This window comes from Bacteroides zoogleoformans (genome assembly GCF_002998435.1).
GTDB classification, from domain to species: domain Bacteria; phylum Bacteroidota; class Bacteroidia; order Bacteroidales; family Bacteroidaceae; genus Bacteroides; species Bacteroides zoogleoformans.
Genome location: NZ_CP027231.1, coordinates 40,311 through 58,735, shown reverse-complemented (window position 1 = coordinate 58,735; position 18,425 = coordinate 40,311). Strand labels below are relative to the sequence as shown.

The following is an 18,425-nucleotide window of genomic DNA, read 5'->3' as shown; positions in this document are numbered from 1 at the left end:
ACGATAATGAAACAGATAACAAAGGTATGGGTACTCATCACCTGTATCGCCACGATGGTAAGCTGTGGGAACAAAAAAAACTCAGATACAGCGGAAAAAGAAGCACAGGAAGTCGCAAAAGAGATGTCCAAAGACTTCGGGGAGATGAATGGTACAGAACAATTTGAAGCGGCACTCAAGGCTTTCGGGCTGAATGTGAATGACGCAACTCCCGACTTCAAATACAAGGAGAAAAACGAAAAAGGGAAGTATTACGTCAAAGGGCTCTTTGCAAACAATAAAAACGAGGCTTACGGTACATTTATGAAGGAAGACAGTGGGGAGATTACCATAGAAGAGTATAACGCTTTCCTTACCAAATTGTACAACAGCACGGCAAAACAGTCCGAAGGCGGCAAGTGCGTTGTGGGATTCGGAGACAATGCGACGACAAAGGAAGAGGCCTTGAAAGAAAAGCCGATAAACAAGGTCATAGGGCTCAAGGACGGTTTTGGCGAGCCTTGGACATCGGTAACTTGGCATTTTGTGAAGGACGGAATATTCTACATGGTGGACTGCGATCTGAAAGAACAAAGAGCAGCGACACCATCGCGTATCACACTCAGCATCAGCCAAGGCCTACAGGAATCGCTGGATGCTGTCATCAACGAGGCAGAGAAAGCACTTGACGATAAGAATGTGCAGAAAGCAATAAAAGAAAAATCAGGCAAATAAGAATCAACCGATAAATTCCAATGATGATAAAGAACATATTAATCGTAGCATTGGCATGTGCGGCCTTGCTTGTGCCGGCAGAAGCCGATGCACAGGGCTTTTTGAAGAAACTGAAACAGAAAGCGCAGCAGGCTGTAGGACTCACAGCAGACCGACAAGAGGAAAGCGGAGAAAACGTGGAGCAGACAGATGGCAATAATATCAGTGTCCCCTCGGGAAGCGATATAGTGCCCAAACGCCGTACCGTGACCTTGAATTGGGATGGTATTATCAAGCCTAGCACCGCATCATCGGCATCAACACTGATGAGCGAACTTCCACCACTCCCCACGGCAGAGGAAATGGCTCGCAGCACCATGGAGGAACGTGATACCTATTTCCGGCACATCCTCTCGGTGGTGACTCGCGCTGTGGAATTGGAGAAGAATGCCACCGGATGCTCGGATGCAGAAATAGAAGTGTTGCGCGACAAGTGGGAACGCAAGGTGCAAGAGCTTTTCGGGCTGACTAAGACGGAAATGACAATATTGAATGACGAAAGTGTCACAGAAGTACAGAAGAAACCTATCCGGGAGAAAGTGATGATGAAAATCACCGGCACGAATCCGGGCAGTATGGATTTGGAAAAGCTTGAGAAAATGAGTGAAAAAGAGCAAGAGGATTACCTCAAAGCACATCCAGAGTTTATCCAACAAATGCAGCAAATAGCTATGAATACACGTAACTTCAGCAACCAGACAAAGCAGATGACACAGGCATTCAGCAGTTACGAAGCAAAGATGGGTAAGCTGGCGCAGAGCCATATCCGCTTTGTCATGCATGAGGAAAACCACAGCTACGAGAGCATCGCCAAAAAGTATGCCGGCAAACTGGAGGTCATCAAGCAGAAGATTTGCGACACAGATAACGCTATCGAGATCGAGCGGCTCTACGACGAGGCCGACAAACTAATCTACAGCTACCGCTTAGAGGCCGCCAAGGAATATCGCGCCTCACTGCAACGGCAGATTGACGAAAGCAAGAAGTATACCACTGAAATGATACGTCTCAGCAGAAAATTGGTGGCCGATGGTGAATTACCCGAATGTGTCATAGGTCGTATGGATATGAATGCCGTTATCAATGTGGGAAACCTGCTGAAAAATGCCTACGACAAACTACCGGCCGCATCGTTCTCGCTGCCCGTATGCTCTGAGGTTCTGTACCAGCTGCCGGAAGGCTGGACATTCTGCTCTTGGGAATGTGGCTACCCGGTGGGCCGTGGCGCAACTGCTTCCGATTTGCCAAGGATAGGTGTCGGTGGCTTCGGATGCGAATGGCCGCTGCTGCTTGAACGTGACACAAAGGACAATGGGACAGAATATGCCGTTTGGGAGTGTGGAAAGATAAGAAAAATCTGCGAGGAAGAACTCAACAACCTCAACAAGCAGACCGACAAACGACGCAAGCATCAGGTGAAGAATGGCGATACTCCGGTCTACGGCATCTACAAGAGCCGAAGCGGAAAGCGCACGGTGGAATACAGCCGGTCAGGTGAACTGATTTTCAACGGTATGATGACCTTCACCCCACTTGTCTTCTCACCCCAATCAGACCGTTTGGAATGGCTCATGTTCGATGAGGATAAGGTTGTGAAATGTACTTACAAACTATAGATGACTTACAAAAAACACATACTTATGCTGTGGTGTTTGCTCTTTGTGGGCAACACCACTGTTTTTGCCAACCATCGCGCATATTTCGGCAATGGCTGGAGTACGGCCGAACGTTACGTAGACGAACACCATACAGAGTGGAAACGTGTATTTGATGAATTCGGAGTAAATGCTCGCCTGGCAGAGGCCGTCATTTTCCCCGAACTGCTACGCTACTCGATGTGGCAAGATGAGATAGAGACAGCCGCCGTTAATGTGTTTTACGTCACAGGCGGTAAAGAGAAAGCAGACTTTTCCATCGGCCGCTTCCAGATGAAGCCATCGTTTGCCGAAGACGTGGAACGCGAATGGAACAACTCGCCGTTAGCAAAGGAATACGGCTTCATCTTCAATCTGCTCGACAATGCAGAGGCACGACGCAGCCGTATTCATCGGCTGGCAACTATCAAGGGACAATGCCGCTACCTTGCCATTTTTCTTTGCTTGCAGCAACTACGTAACCCTTGGCTCTCAAAGAAGTCAGACACTATACAGTTACGCTATCTTGCCACGGCTTATAACTATTCCCATACTGCTCCATCTAAAGACATTCTCAGCAGGCAAAATCGGTGCACATTCCATACCGATGTCATCAAGATCCACTCTACTCGCTTTTTCTGCTATGCTGACATAGCCACAGAATTTTTCGTCAGTAAACACTAAAGCAATATCACTTCCACAGAAATGAGTCTTTCCGACCATAACCGCTCCTTCTAAAAAGCAATCAGAACTCGCTCGTGAAGTGGAATTTAATATGTTTGAAGTCCATTTGAGCCATCTGAAGCACATATCCGCTATCGGCCAAGAACACATCCCTGCCCTCACGGTCTTTAGCCATATACTGGTATTTACGTTTTTTGAATGCCTCCAGCTCTGCGGCATCATCGCTCTCAATCCAGCAGGCTTTGTAGAGGCTGAGGGGTTCCCAACGGCACTTGGCACTATATTCATTCTCCAAACGATACTGGATAACCTCGAACTGGAGCTGTCCCACCGTGCCGATAATCTTACGACCGTTGAACTGGTTGACAAACAACTGCGCCACACCTTCGTCCATCAGTTGGTCGATGCCCTTGGCAAGCTGTTTCTGCTTCATCGGGTCGGCGTTCTCAATGTATTTGAACATCTCAGGAGAGAAACTGGGCAGGCCGCGGAAGTGCAGCATCTCGCCCTCGGTCAGCGTATCGCCAATCTTGAACGTACCGTTGTCGGGCAGACCGATGATATCTCCCGCCCATGCCTCGTCGACGGTGGTCTTTCGCTGCGCCATGAACTGTGTGGGTGACGAGAAACGCATCGTCTTGCCATGACGCACGTGCAGATAGGGAGCATTGCGCGTGAACTTGCCGGAACATATCTTACAGAAAGCGATGCAGGAGCGATGATTAGGGTCGATGTTGGCGGTAATCTTGAAGATAAATCCGGTGAATTTGGGTTCCTCCGGCTCAACCTCACGCTCTTCGGCCATCACGGGACGAGGGCTGGGAGCAATCTCTACAAAGGTGTTCAGCAATTCCTCCACACCGAAATTATTCAGTGCCGAGCCGAAGAACACCGGAGCCAACGTTCCCTTGAGGTACTCTTCCTTATCAAAATCGGGATAAACGCCGTCCAGCAACTTTCCATTTAAAATCCAAACAAAGTTGGATAATTTATTAATAATTAACTTTAGTTTCATATCTTTTTGTCAGGATGTTAAGAGGAAGTAGGCTCTGCTGAGGAGCAACCTACCAGCAATAAGCATCCTAACGGTACGCAGTAATGCTACTTTGGGAGGCGGTTACACGCCTCTCTTTTTGTATTACTGATATCGTCTGATATGGCTAAGAAAACCTAACCATAATCCTATGGTAAAACAAACTTTCCACAGCAGACACCACACAAGGGGCTGCAAGTTCCTTTATCAGTCAAACCATTAATGAGGATTACAAACTTTTTTAAGCGGACTTCAAAGCCGCAAAGTAATGATAGTATTTTCCTCAAAAGAAAGTTGTTTTACCTTATAGGATTCTGTATCATTTGACAACACACGGTATATATTCCTTTTCATGTTTGAGTACATAATATATTCTGTTTACAAGCCGTCTGGCAATCTTTATGATTGACTTCTGGGGATTCATACGTTTACGGTATTCCGTATAGGCTACAGTCATTGCAGGATCCTTACGGATTGCAATCCATGCAGCTTCCACCAACAGGCAGCGGAGCATGAAATGGCGACGTACCGTTATATCTCCTGTGCCGTTACTCTCACCACTCGAATGGCACATGGGTACCAGACCGATGAAGGAAGCCAGATGGTCCTCATTCCTGAAACGGACTATACCGTCAAGTTCAACCATCAGGGTAGCAGCTGTAGTAACGCCTATTCCGGGAACAGAAGTCAGAAGACGTATCGGCCTCTCAAAAGGTGCGTTACGTGATATCTCACGGATGGCACGTGTTTCCTGAAGAAGCATCTTACGCAAACGCACGAACTGCTCCAGGTGCAGTTCCAAAGTCTTCTTGCCATACTCTGTTGAGAGTTCGAGAGAATGAAGCCAAGTCAGGAAACGTTTTGACCAACATCCTATCGAGCATCGGGTAAACTCTTCGGGTATATCCACTCCATGAAAACGAAGCAATGACTTGATGCGGTTCTTCGCACGGGTGCTGTCTTTTACAATCAGGTTTCTCATCCTTATCAAAGAGCGCATTTCCAGGACATCCGCCTTGGGAACGTATATTCCTACCAGCGAACCGGAACGTAATTCACGAGCCAGCTTGTTACAATCCACGGCATCCGTCTTACGAAGTTTTTCCTTACTCATGGTCGGAACGTCGGCTGGATTGACCACGATGTTGGTTATTCCTAAATCCATCAGTTTCTCGTGTATCCAAAAGCCGCAGAATCCGGCTTCATACACAGAGAAGTAATTGGCGCCCGGATAATTGCTGACAAGATACTTGTGCAATGCTTCCGGTTCCGGAATTTGGCTGAATCGATTCAGAACACTATGCTCTGATAAAATTGCAACCGACCAACTCTTCAGGTGGACATCAATTCCTACATAAATATTTTGACCACTGAAATCTAATGTGTTACTTTGTACACGTTTCATAAGCTATATCGTTATGAGTTAATATTGTTGTTATCACTTACAAAGTTAACTATAATGGTATAGCTTTTTTAGGGCTATATTATGTTATCCGTCACTTCCGATTTTAAACATAGGAACTGTTTTTTTAATAAATATAATTATTTATTACCATGACCCGGCTTATGCCGCAAGCCACTCATACCCCCATCGAGAAGGTGTTCTGAGAGGGGTACAATCAGTCGGCGACTGAAATGGTTTCACTCACTGACTGAAATGGTTTCAGTCGCCGACTGAATCCCGTTCAGTCAGGGAGTGAATAAAAAAGCATCGGGAAGCGTGTGTGTGTTTCCTCTGAAATGTAAAATAAAACTCAAAAAAGGACACTAAAAAATCGTTCGTTCTGACATACAATGGGGGTATACCTTTAAAAAATCGCAAGAATAAGGTATTGCATGAAACTTTTTTCCCGTTTACCTTTGCGGCAAATGCATAAAAAGATATTTATAATAGGTATCATGGTGTGGGGACTCGGGCTGATTTCCGCATATTCCTCCGTGCATGAACGCACTGTGAGTTCCTCTTATTCGGGCATTGAAAAAGATACGCTGCTCAAGGAAGTTTTGCTCGACGAAGTCGTTATCATCGGACGGCGCAAACTTATCGACGTGAGGCGGGACACCACTTTTATCAACACCCACAACCTGCGAGTACATAAGGGGGCGAAGCTGGAAGACCTCATCAAGAAGATTCCTGGAATGGATTTTGACAAGGAGAGCAGACTGCTCTCCTTCAATGGAAAACTGCTTAATGGAGTCAACATCAACGGTCAAACATTTATGGGCAACGACATCGCAGCCGCATTGGAAAATCTGCCAGCCGACGCCATAGAGCTGCTGCAACTCTACAACATGCTTTCGGAGATGGAAAAGATGACAGGAGTAAGCAACGGATCGGAAGATTTCGTCTTGAACATAAAAACCAAAAACACATACAACGGAAGCCTCTCCGGTTCGTTGACCGCCGAACACGGAAACCACGGCAGGCGGCGGGACGAAGCGCAGGCCAACATGTTCAACGCCAATGGCGAAAACATCTCTATCATAGCTCGTAGCGATAACCTTGGCAACATGAACGCCCTGAAAGGGAATTTCCAGAATATGCTGTCGGGCAACATCGTGAAGAAGATGGGTAAGAAGATTACATTAAACGGAAGCGTGTCCGTCAACTCTTTCCACAACGCAAGCGAGAGCGACGACTACGACGAGCAATACCTCTCATCGGGCACGAAGCACCAAGAATCATCCTCATTGGTGTCCGGAAAGAATCATAATGACTTTGCCAACTTTTCCATGAGTTATAAAATCGACGAGAAAACCCTTTTGAATGTCAATGCCAACGGAAGCCGCGGACGAACGGCCAGTCAAACCGATAACAAGACGGAGCTGTACGAAAAGAATTCTGCCATACTTCCCCTGACCTCCGGCATGCTGCAAGTCAGCTCCACGAGCAAGGCAGCAAACTATAACCTGTCGGCCGATTTTACCCGCCGTTTGAATAACTCCGGAACCTCCGTCAGCCTGACGGCAGCCATCAACGGAAATTCAACCCGAACGGAAAGCGTCAGTCTGTCGCAAACCCGATACCATCGGTTGAAAAACACGGCGGGCAACGATTCTTTGCTTGTGCGCAACCTATATCAAGAAACGCCCTCCAATCAGCATAATGGTCATATTTCCCTGCTTCTTACGCAACCTGTCGATAAACATTTACGCTTGCAAGCCGGCTATGGGGTGCTATACAGAAAGACAGGCAACAGCCTCGACAGCTACGACCACATTGCGCAAACAAAACAACGCATAGACAGCTTGAGCAATGAAAGCAAACTCACCACAACGGGGCAGGAACTTACGCTGAGGATGGACTATAAAGGCAACTCATGGCACATTACCGGCGGCATTGTAATCGAACTGCAACGACGAAACATAAGCCGGAAAATTTTTTCCGCATCCATAGACACAACCGTCAAGGCAACGGAATACAAACCGGACTTCAGCGCCAAACGGCGAAAGGGCAAAATGGCGATAGAGTTCAAATATAACGGAAACAGTACACAACCCTCCATACACTCGCTTCTCACATCGGGCGACATAAGTAATCCGTTATCCATAAGGATAGGCAATCCCCATTTAAAAGCCTCCTACCGGCAACAGTTCGGAGTCAATCTGGAAGAAAACAAAACCGGATTGACGCTTTCCGGTAATTTCCGGAATACGTTCAACGATTTCGCCGAGGAGGTGCTGTACAACAATAAGACGGGGGCACGCACTTACCGCACAGTCAATATCCACGGCAACTGGCTGGCAGAGGGCATGCTGCAATGGCAGAAACTGTTGGGGAAATTCCTTGTCTCGGCAAGAGCAAGGGCTTCTATTCAGAACTCGGTCGGCCTTTTCAATGAAAATGCTCAAACGGAAGCAACCAAAAGCAGGACGCGCACCACGGGAAACAATATCAACCTGAAATGTAGTTACCAGCCGCAGTGGGGATACATCGAACTGAGCGGAGGATGGCAGACGTACCGTTCGCATAACCTCCCGACTGATACGCATCTCGAAACCAGTGATTATAACATAGGCATAAGCGGCAGTATAGAGTTGCCCTATAATATAGAAGCCAGAAGCGATGCCGGCTGCTATTTGCGACGCGGCACCTATGCTACGAGCGCCGACGACCAATGGCTGTGGAATCTGGCCGTTTCGTGGAGCTTCCTCAAAAAGAAGCAGGCAATGCTTTCTTTCAGTTGGAACGACATTCTGAACAGACGAAACAACCTTGTCCGCTCTATAACCGCCTACAGCTATCACGAATCCTATCGCCCGCAAATCAGAAGCTACGTGCTTCTATCCCTTAAATATAATTTTAATCTTACCAGAACCCGGAAGAATCATCCCCATAAATAAGGATATAAATTCCGCAAAATCATAATTTTAAGGTATTGTATGTTTTTTACAGCACCATTACCTTTGTTCTGAAATAATTTATTTTTTTAACAGAATGAAAACAAGAAAATTTGTATTGCCTTTAATGGCCGCTTTTATTTTAGGATTCAGTTCCTGCAGCAAGGACGACGGTCCTGCTTACAGTGCTACTGTATTGAAAAATACCGAATTGATGACAGTTTTAAAATCCAAAGGGTATATTTTCGACAAAGAGGGGAAGTTAGAGCTTAACGACAAGGTCAACGCAACGGTGTCACTCGATTTAAGCGGAACAAAAATTGCCGACTTCACGGGGTTGGACATTCTTCCCAACCTCAAAGAGGTGAAACTCTCTGATAACGGCTACGGCCCGTCGTTCGATTTTGCCAAACTGCCTAAGCAGATTACCGGTATCGACCTTACGGGTAACGATATACACAATTATGATAATCTGGTAAAAGTGGAGGTGGAGGAAAATGGCGATGAAACAGTCACCAACCTGCGCGACATCACTAAACTCTACTTGCCTGCGGAGGCTAAGTTCAACATCAAAGACCTCGTACGTTTCTATCGCAAAAACGAAGAAAACATAAAGTCGGGCAAAATGGATGTAAAAATGATAGATGATAATGGCGCACTCTCCAAATACAACACGTTGCGCACTGTTCCCGATGAGAAAATCAGGGCAAATTTCAAAAAACATTTTTCAAGCATCTTTGCCGACGACGGCATCCATATAGATATAAATAAGCAACTAAGCATTAAGGATAAGCTGAATGCTTGTGTCTTGAACAAAGCGTATGGAGTAAAGAGCGCAGAAACATTGGAAGGCGTGCAATATATTATTGAGAACCCATATTGGGAAGGTAAAACTTTTACTATAGCATTGTCTAAAAAAGTAAAACTTCCATACATGAACTTGACTTCTGGTATTTCATACATGTATATTTCAAATGTAGATGTGCCGGATGGAATGGAATTTAAAAATGCTACAAAACTTACAACTATAAGCTGGACAACATCAACCGGTCTTAAAAAAGTTGATTTAAGCCAAAGTTCAGAATTCGGTCAGAGAGATATAGAAATGGAACAGAATGGACCTCATGGCTCTGCTTTAATTTTTATAGATTGCCCAGACTTAACGGAAATCATTTTACCTTCTAAAACAGGATTACGGGCTTGGCAGATTATATTGGCCAACTTGACCAATTTCAAGAAAGTAGACTTGTCTAATTTTAAATTAATAGAGACATTGGGAATAGGCGATTTACCGGAAGATTGTGCTATTGTCTACCCAAACTTAACAGAATTCCACACACATTTTAATGTTACAACTTACGGCTGTACTCAAAAAACATTCGACAGACAAGTTACAAAAGATTTTATAAAGAAATATTTTGTCAATATGAATCCTCAACGTTTGATGGAATCAACAACCCTTTACTTCAAACCTGCAATAAGAGGAGTTACATGGTCATCACTTATTAAATAATAATTAAAACTTAGTATCTATGAAACAACTTATGATTTCTACCGTTTTAACGGTAATGTGCCTTTTGGGAATAGTTACCAACGCTAATGCACAAGCTGGTTCTTATAATGGAACGTTAAGTAACGTCACGATGAATGGAAAGTTATACGATAATGTTACAGGTCAAGATTTTGAATTAACAAGTCTTGGTAACAATCTATATCGTTTGACAGGCGAAGTTGGTCCTATCGGGAAAATGCCCGGAACCATCTATGTTGATGTTAATATTGCAATTAACAATGGTGTCATTACCTCAAGTACACCTATAAATGGTGTAGCAGGATATTTGGCATTCACAATAGGAGGTTCAATTAATATAAAACTGAGCAGCCTAACCGGTACATTAGTAAATAATAATTTGCATTTTGTTCTTAATACTTATGCCGGTTGGCAATCTCTTCCTATATTCCCTGCATCTGTAACCTTTGACGGAACTCTCCAACCATAATCAGAGAGAATGCCTATAAGATGTTTTAATGTGGTGTCTTTGCCTCTTGATGCTTTTCTTTTTTTGGTTCTTTTGTGTAACAGTGATGACCATAAAAAGAGAAAAACCGATACAGAATGTGTCAACGAGGCAAAGACTATATTATATTGTGAATAAGATATCAACAAAGAAAAGAGGAGTCTAAACTATAATATTAAATAACTAAATAAGTATGCTAATGAAATTATTAAAATGGAATATTTATCTCTTGGCCCTTTTATTCTTGGGAATGTCGTCTTGCAGCAGTGATGAAAGATTAGAACAAAAGCCCGCCAACGAAGAATACCTCGAAAAGGCAAAGACTATACTGAACGGAGACATTGTGTTGTCAACAAAAGCCACAATGAGTGGTGTTGACAAAACTCTTCTTCCCCAAGGATGCCCTACGAAATTTAACTTCAAATGGGAAAAAGACAGTATGCAATTGTCGCTCAACGGATTCTCCGTAGGTAAAATGCCGCTAATAGTCTACTTCTCTTGCAAATGCAAGTTCATGCAGCTAAATTATTATGAGAAAAATGAATATGGAGGCGACGGGTGGATAAAGTTCGTCGGTAAAGACGGAAGTGTCACCGGAGATAACAAAGACGATTCCGGAGTACAGAAAGGCAGCGGAGCCGGCGTTATAGGCTATTTAAATGTAAAGACGGAAGAACTCATCTTTATTGTCGACTACAACATGATGAGTGTGCGCTCCGAATGCTTCTTACAAACCATCGACAAAAACCGTATCAAGAATTACGAGGAAGAGTTTGCCCAATATGAAAGGGACTTGGAGGCCTACAAAAAAGAGCACGGATTGTAAAGAAAGCGGAAAAGTCTTCATCAAATAAAATTCTTTATAAGTATCACTTACAAATAATCCCAAAAAACGGTATATATCAAATGAAAGCTAAAATCATTTTCCCTTTCTTTTTCTTTGTATACACTATCGCTATATTTTCATCTTGTAAAAAGGATGAAGATACATCACTCAATGATAGATCGAAAGAGAAAGATTCGTATTGGGGATATTTTAAAGGTTCTGTCAACGGAAAATATGTTCAGTTGGACAACAGTGAGCGTACCGATAACTTATCCATGCCTATTTATAGCATACGCGAGAGCTTTTATGCAAAACAAGCATGGACAGGGATTGATTCTATAAATATTCTAAATACGGGTATTGGCATTGACGAAAAGACTCAACTCTATATCAGACTATATAAATTGAATGTCGGTGTACGCAACTTAGGTACATACGATTTTGATCCGAAAGCATGGTATGAGAGTAATATAAAACTAACCAAAGCCTTTCCAAATGGCAATATAATTTACGAAGCCAACAGCCGTAATCCTTTCAAGGTCGAAATAACAAACGTTACTTGGCTTTCCTATATGGATCCCATTATTGATGTTAAATTAGAAGGAATTCTTTACAATGAGAAGAATCCCGAAGATTCGATAATCATACACGCCGGGTATGGAAGTCGATAATCCTTTATTTTATTAATCTTTAATCATCAATTACTTTCTTAAAAAGATAAAAACAGAAATAAAGATGCAAATGAAATACATTGTTTTTGCTCTATGTAGCCTGCTTGTTGCAGCAAACACGCAGGCGCAACATAGGGTAAAAATCACTGTGCAGGAAAAAGGGACGCAACAGCCTTTAATCGGGGCAAGCATCAGTTTTTCTACTCACAAAGACATGGCGAAAGCCCTGCACTGCATAACGAATGTGGAGGGAAAGGCTGTTATAGAGGCCGAAAAAGGGAAAAACATATATTATAAGGTGAGCGCAATCGGCTATGTTCCGATAACGGACAGCTTCCCGCCGACAATAGATGAAGCAACAATTACGATGCAGGAAGACGTAATACACCTGAACGATGTTGTTGTAACAGGGTCGCGCACGGAACGCCCCATCAAGCTGGCACCCATCACCACACAAGTGCTGGGGGGCAAGGCACTCGTGGATGCCGGATACAGCGACCTGCAGCATGCCCTGCAACAGGAAACGCCGGGAATGAACATACAGAAAGTGGGCTTCGGCAATGAAATTTCGATGCAGGGGCTCGACGCACGTCACGTCCTCTTTTTGCAAGACGGCGAGCGCATGACCGGCGACATGGCCGGCAATTTGGATTATGAGCGGTTCAACCTGCATGCCATCGATCGCGTGGAGATAGTAAAAGGCGCAAGCAGCACGCTTTATGGCAGCAGGGCTTCGGGAGCCGTGATTAATCTCATCTCGAAGAAAACCGTAAAACCGCTCGACATACAGGCGGGCGTGCGCTGGGCACAGATGAACGAACGTAACTATAAGAATCCCTCTCCGAAAGATTTCCTGTATATGTTCGAGAAAAACAGCGATCGCCCTAATCTTCAGGCATGGTTGTCGGCAGGTGTCAAACACAAGGCTTTTACTTCTCAGACGGATGTGTGGTATAGCGAAAGCGACGCTTTCTACATGTATCAGGCGGATAATGACATCAAGGTGTACACCAAGGAGGCCAACCCTTTTCTGCCACACGACATTACACTGAAGAGCGTGGCAACACGTTCGCCGATGGGCATCGAGGGAACAGAGCATATTTCCGCTGCACAGAAGTTCTATTATGAACCCGGCAAGAATCTATCCGTTCAGGCATACGGTTCGATGTTTTTCATGAACTCATACGACCTGATACAGGACATGAACTTCTCGCAAAGCCGCGATTTCATGGCAGGCTTGAAGGTGAAGTACAGTGTGAAAGACTGGTTCACCGTCAACATGAGCATGCACAGCGACTTTTACGACCGCTTCAAGCGGCACGAAAGAATCGACACACGCAAGAAAGTATACAAAAGCCGTATCTTGCAGCCCCGCCTGACACTGACAAGCGATTATTTCAAAGGGCACAACATCATATTCGGCGTGGAGCATATCAGCGATGACCTGACAAGCGACCGCTTTGTAAATAGAAAAATGACCACTCGTTCGCTGCGCGAGACAGAGTATTTCCTGCAAGAGGAATGGACGCCCAACGACCGGTGGATGCTCTCGACAGGTGTACGAACCAACTTCTCCGAAGCTTTCGGTTTCATGTGGATGCCCAAAGTGGCGGTGAAGTATTCGCCCGACAACCATTGGGCCATACGCGCCAATTATTCGATGGGCTATCGCGCGCCCAGCATCAAAGAGCTGTTCTTCAATTGGGATCATCTGGGAATGTTCCAAATAAAAGGAAACGAGGAACTGAAACCGGAGAAAAACAATTACTTCTCTGTAGGTGCAGAATACAGCCGTGACAAGTTCTTCGTGAACGTCAACGCATACGGCAACTTCTTCAGAAAAAAGATAGAAGGCGTTTGGCACATCTACGATATGCAATATAACTTTGAATATACGAATCTGAGCAGCCAACGCATGTTGGGAGTGGAGGCCATCTTAAAATGGCACGTATGCGATTATTTGACACTCAACGGCACATACAGCTACGTCAATGTGAGCAAACAGGACGGAATACAGGTGAACACCACATCGCCACACGCCGCAACAGGCAGCCTCGACTATACGCTCAATAAGAGGAACTATCGGCTGAAAACCATCTTCAGCGCTTCGCTGATGGGCGAAAAGAATTTCGACGTGCAAGACCGCGTATGGGTGGAAGAGCACAAAAAGAGCTACGACGCATATTTCCGTTGCACATTGCCGACGTATGTGCTCTGCAATCTCTCTGTTGTGCAGACTTTCCATAACAAGGTGAAACTGGCGGTGGGAGTGGACAATCTTTTCAATTATGTTCCCCATACGCTGGGTTCGGGCATCACTATGTTCAACGTGCCTGCCACTGCCGGGGCGAAAGGATATGTGCAAGTAGAATTCCTTGTAGACGATATTGTGAAATTATTAAAACGAAAGAAATGAAACATTATTTCCTGACAATACTTTGGACTGCCCTCACGTTGGCTTCTTGCGTTGATTATGACGCAGAGCCTTTCACGGGAAAAGTGCTGCCTCGCAACACGGGATATACCACCGGCGTAACCAACGACTGGCTATATATCAACCTGCGAACCGGACAAATATTCAATCGATACAAAGTGAACGCCGATATCACCGAGGGTGAGCAAAAAGACCGGACCGATTGGGACTTAGCTTTTTGCGGCTACCGCATGCGTACAAACAGCGGCACGTCGGGGAACGGACAGGGCGGTGCCGCCGATTTAGGAAGCGGGGCGTACGAAAAGTGGCAAACCGTATCGCAATTGCCTTCTGATATCCAATGGGCTGTAGACGACCACTCCGTGTACATCACCATGTCGCGCAATGACTGGAACAAATATCTCATCGCTCATAAACTGGATTTCCAGCAAAACCCATGGTTTGACCCTAACCGGGGACCAGCAACCACATTGACGGATGCGAACCCTGTATTGGCAAAGGCCATGACTTTTTCCGGTCCGCCACCCGTTTATACTCCCTCGTTTCATACATACGTGGTGCGCACGGCCGACGGGCAGAGGTATTTCAAAATACAAATCATCAGTTGGTATAAGGCCGATGTGGAAATTGGCGATACGGGCGGACAAATGAGTTATTATTGCGATGAATTGAAATAATACCCGACGAACAGAATATAATATAAGAGAGGATGAGGCAAAACACATTGGACTTCCTGATATTATATCATAATGCAGGAGGCTTTGTTTTTTGCCACGTCTTCTCTATATGTACAATGTAACGTATCCTTTTAAAAGCAATCAGAATTCGCTCGTAAAGTGGAATTTAATATGCTTGAAATCCATTTGAGCCATCTGAAGCACGTATCCGCTATCGGCCAGAAACACATCCCTGCCCTCACGGTCTTTAGCCATATACTGGTATTTACGTTTTTTGAATGCCTCCAGCTCTACGGCATCATCGCTCTCAATCCAGCAGGCTTTGTAGAGGCTGAGGGGTTCCCAACGGCACTTGGCACTATATTCATTCTCCAAACGATACTGGATAACCTCGAACTGGAGCTGTCCCACCGTGCCGATAATCTTACGACCGTTGAACTGGTTGACAAACAACTGCGCCACACCTTCGTCCATCAGTTGGTCGATGCCCTTGGCAAGCTGTTTCTGCTTCATCGGGTCGGCGTTCTCGATGTATTTGAACATCTCAGGAGAGAAACTGGGCAGGCCGCGGAAGTGCAGCATCTCGCCCTCGGTCAGCGTATCGCCAATCTTGAACGTACCGTTGTCGGGCAGACCGATGATATCTCCCGCCCATGCCTCGTCGACGGTGGTCTTTCGCTGCGCCATGAACTGTGTGGGCGACGAGAAACGCATCGTCTTGCCATGACGCACGTGCAGATAGGGAGCATTGCGCGTGAACTTGCCGGAACATATCTTGCAGAAAGCGATGCAGGAGCGATGATTAGGGTCGATGTTGGCGGTAATCTTGAAGATAAATCCGGTGAATTTGGGTTCCTCCGGCTCAACCTCACGCTCTTCGGCCATCACGGGACGAGGGCTGGGAGCAATCTCTACAAAGGTGTTCAGCAGTTCCTCCACACCGAAATTATTCAGTGCCGAGCCGAAGAACACCGGAGCCAACGTTCCCTTGAGATACTCTTCCTTATCAAAATCGGGATAAACGCCGTCCAGCAACTCCAACTCGCCGCGCAACTTGCCGGCCAGTTGAGCGCCAATCCGAGCATCCAACTCTTCGGTATCGATATCTACCTCTACCTTCTCGGCCACCACTTGTTTGGAGGGCTGGTAAAGATTCAGGTTCCGCTCGTAGATGTTATATACCCCCTTGAAACGGATACCACTCTCGATGGGCCAAGTCAACGGGCGCACATGGATGGCAAGCTCTTCTTCCAACTCGTCCAGCAAGTCGAAAGGATCTTTGGCTTCACGGTCCATCTTGTTGACAAAGATGATTACAGGCGTATTGCGCATGCGGCACACCTCCATCAACTTGCGGGTCTGTGTCTCCACACCTTTCGCACCATCCACTACAATGATCACGCTATCTACGGCAGTCAGTGTGCGGTAGGTATCTTCGGCAAAGTCCTGATGGCCGGGAGTGTCGAGAATATTCACTTTATAGTCGTGATAGTCAAACTCCATCACCGAGGTGGTTACAGATATACCGCGTTGCTTCTCGATGTCCATCCAGTCGGACGTTGCCGTCTTCTTTATCTTGTTACTCTTCACTGCGCCCGCCACCTGTATCTGTCCGCCGAAAAGCAGCAGTTTCTCTGTCAACGATGTTTTACCGGCATCCGGATGCGCAATAATGGCAAATGTTCTCCGACGATCTATTTCATTCATGTTTCATTCAAAATTGAATACGGGAAAATGGAATAAATATCCCTTCTCCCTTTTTACTAAATTGTTTTTTACTGTTCTTACTGTGCATGCCGATAAGGCTGCATGCTCATTGCTGCGAACACTTATCAACCATATGTTTTTCATCAACACGTACAAGGCACGATTCGCACCTCTCTTTTTCAGCTCTCCTTTTTCAACCTCTTCATGCAGGCATCCAAACTCTCCGTCCAATGAGGTATTTCAATATCAAACGTTTTCTTTATCTTCGTCTTATCCAATACGGAATAGTGCGGACGAGGGGCTTTCGCCGGAAACTCGTCCGTGTGCAACGGAGTTACCTTACAAGTGGTTATACCCGCCAATCGATGAATGGCCAATGTAAAGTCATACCAAGAACAAACTCCCTCATTGCTGAAATGGTAAACACCGGGTACAATTCCCCGATTGATTGCCGAGAAAATGGCACAAGCCAAATCGTGAGCATAAGTCGGCGTACCTATCTGATCGAAGACAACACCCAGCGTGTCACGCTCTTGCCCCAACTTGAGCATGGTCTTCACAAAATTATTGCCATAGATAGAATAAAGCCATGCCGTACGGATAATCATCGCGCGGCTGCAATTCTTCATCACCGCCTGCTCACCCGCCAACTTGGCAGCCCCGTACACCGAATTGGGACAAGGAGCTACCTCCTCGGTATAAGGGAGATGCCCCGTTCCGTCGAATACGTAATCCGTGGATATATGCACCAATGCTGCTCCGCAAGCCTCGGCGGCAGCGGCCAGATAGCCCGGAGCCACATGATTGAGCCTATCGCAAAGCTCCCGATTGTCTTCTGCCTTATCTACTGCCGTATATGCCGCGCAGTTCACGATAACGTCAATCCGATTTCTTCTTACGAACTCATACACAGCCTGTCCGTTGCATATATCCAGTTCTTGTACGTCGGTAAAAAAATAAGTATGCACGGAATAAGCTTCCGACAGCACTTGCATTTCGTTGCCAAGTTGACCGTTGGCACCGGTTACTAAGATATTCATTTAAAAGAATTACGCTTTATATTGATGTTACGATGAACAATTCTACTTTAATCAAGATCCAGCTCTCCCCGCTTCTCCTTTTCATAATAGTTGGCAAGCAGCGAGATAAAATGACCGATGACTTCCACGGCTTTGGCCGTGCCCTCACCGATTTCTTTCTTCTGCAGCCGCAGCAGCAATACGCCATAAAGTGCCTCGAGACATATTTCCACCTCCGATTCTTCTTGGCCTCCGTTCTTTTGGCGCAACTCCACGATGAAAGGTAACGCTTTGAAATAGGCCGCATTATAGAACGGGTATTTGGTGGAAGCCAGCAATGAGGCATGCAGTTCCGTCAAGTTCTGCACCACATTACGATTGATTTGCAGATGCCCTTTCTCCGTGACACCTTCAGCACGCATCATCCGGAGCAGATTGTCGTACCACTCTTCCAATGCAGGACGTTCCTCTTCGGGATAGCGCAGAATGATTGTCTGCCTCAAGCGGTCTATGTCGCATCCTCCGGCACGAAGCAAATCTTCTACCTGCCACATATATATAAGGTATTCGGCTATGTTCTGTTCTTTCAGCTGTTGCGCAATTTTCATTCCGGAAACGTTCAGTTATA

14 protein-coding genes and 1 pseudogene are annotated in these 18,425 nt (G+C 45.6%); 10 read left to right on the top strand and 5 right to left on the bottom strand.

Features of this window, described 5'->3' with window-relative positions; translation table 11 throughout:
• Window positions 1-6: 6 nt before the first annotated feature.
• Genes C4H11_RS00235 through C4H11_RS00225 form a run of 3 tightly spaced genes read left to right on the top strand, consistent with a single transcriptional unit; the run spans window position 7 to window position 3,071 of the window.
• Entirely contained in the window at window positions 7-714 is a 708-nt protein-coding gene (locus C4H11_RS00235; protein WP_106039981.1) for a hypothetical protein, read from the top strand.
• 20 nt (window positions 715-734) lie between these two features.
• Window positions 735-2,369 (top strand): BAR domain-containing protein, encoded by a 1,635-nt coding sequence (locus tag C4H11_RS00230; protein ID WP_106039980.1) that lies wholly within the window; start codon window positions 735-737, stop codon window positions 2,367-2,369.
• A gap of 24 nt (window positions 2,370-2,393) precedes the next feature.
• A complete protein-coding gene (locus C4H11_RS00225) occupies window positions 2,394-3,071 on the top strand; it encodes a hypothetical protein (protein WP_106039979.1) in 678 nt (225 codons plus the stop codon).
• Between the two features lie 61 nt (window positions 3,072-3,132).
• Here the strand turns inward: C4H11_RS00225 and C4H11_RS00220 are convergent.
• Both C4H11_RS00220 and C4H11_RS00215 read right to left on the bottom strand, forming a co-directional pair.
• A pseudogene (locus C4H11_RS00220) lies at window positions 3,133-4,029 on the bottom strand (peptide chain release factor 3); the annotation flags it as partial.
• Between the two features lie 394 nt (window positions 4,030-4,423).
• Window positions 4,424-5,509 carry an IS110 family RNA-guided transposase gene (locus C4H11_RS00215; protein WP_106039978.1) on the bottom strand — a complete coding sequence of 362 codons (1,086 nt, stop codon included), beginning with the start codon at window positions 5,507-5,509 and terminating at the stop codon, window positions 4,424-4,426.
• 431 nt (window positions 5,510-5,940) lie between these two features.
• On the opposite strand from C4H11_RS00215, the gene C4H11_RS00210 reads away from it, so the two are divergent.
• The 7 genes from C4H11_RS00210 (at window position 5,941) to C4H11_RS00180 (ending at window position 15,071) form a co-directional block, all read left to right on the top strand.
• A complete protein-coding gene (locus C4H11_RS00210; RefSeq protein ID WP_234819844.1) occupies window positions 5,941-8,448 on the top strand; it encodes an outer membrane beta-barrel protein in 2,508 nt (835 codons plus the stop codon).
• A gap of 94 nt (window positions 8,449-8,542) precedes the next feature.
• Window positions 8,543-9,958 carry a hypothetical protein gene (locus tag C4H11_RS00205; protein WP_106070051.1) on the top strand — a complete coding sequence of 472 codons (1,416 nt, stop codon included), beginning with the start codon at window positions 8,543-8,545 and terminating at the stop codon, window positions 9,956-9,958.
• A gap of 19 nt (window positions 9,959-9,977) precedes the next feature.
• Window positions 9,978-10,445, top strand: a complete 468-nt coding sequence (locus C4H11_RS00200) for a hypothetical protein (protein ID WP_106039976.1) — start codon at window positions 9,978-9,980, stop codon at window positions 10,443-10,445.
• Between the two features lie 217 nt (window positions 10,446-10,662).
• A complete protein-coding gene (locus C4H11_RS00195; RefSeq protein ID WP_373720932.1) occupies window positions 10,663-11,289 on the top strand; it encodes a DUF4903 family protein in 627 nt (208 codons plus the stop codon).
• An 80-nt stretch (window positions 11,290-11,369) separates the two neighbouring features.
• The gene (locus tag C4H11_RS00190; RefSeq protein WP_106039974.1) at window positions 11,370-11,960 is read left to right on the top strand and encodes a DUF5025 domain-containing protein; all 591 of its coding nucleotides are present in this window, start codon (window positions 11,370-11,372) and stop codon (window positions 11,958-11,960) included.
• A gap of 70 nt (window positions 11,961-12,030) precedes the next feature.
• The gene (locus C4H11_RS00185; protein ID WP_394336042.1) at window positions 12,031-14,376 is read left to right on the top strand and encodes a TonB-dependent receptor; all 2,346 of its coding nucleotides are present in this window, start codon (window positions 12,031-12,033) and stop codon (window positions 14,374-14,376) included.
• Entirely contained in the window at window positions 14,373-15,071 is a 699-nt protein-coding gene (locus tag C4H11_RS00180; protein WP_106039972.1) for an HmuY family protein, read from the top strand. Before C4H11_RS00185 ends, C4H11_RS00180 begins: the two co-directional genes overlap by 4 nt.
• A gap of 141 nt (window positions 15,072-15,212) precedes the next feature.
• On the opposite strand, the gene C4H11_RS00175 is transcribed toward C4H11_RS00180, so the two are convergent.
• From C4H11_RS00175 to C4H11_RS00165, 3 genes are all read right to left on the bottom strand, one after another.
• Window positions 15,213-16,778, bottom strand: a complete 1,566-nt coding sequence (locus C4H11_RS00175) for a peptide chain release factor 3 (RefSeq protein WP_106039971.1) — start codon at window positions 16,776-16,778, stop codon at window positions 15,213-15,215.
• 179 nt (window positions 16,779-16,957) lie between these two features.
• Window positions 16,958-17,818, bottom strand: coding sequence for a dTDP-4-dehydrorhamnose reductase (rfbD, locus tag C4H11_RS00170; protein ID WP_106039970.1), 861 nt, complete (start codon window positions 17,816-17,818; stop codon window positions 16,958-16,960).
• 47 nt (window positions 17,819-17,865) lie between these two features.
• Window positions 17,866-18,405, bottom strand: coding sequence for a DUF4924 family protein (locus C4H11_RS00165; protein ID WP_106039969.1), 540 nt, complete (start codon window positions 18,403-18,405; stop codon window positions 17,866-17,868).
• Window positions 18,406-18,425 lie beyond the last annotated feature (20 nt).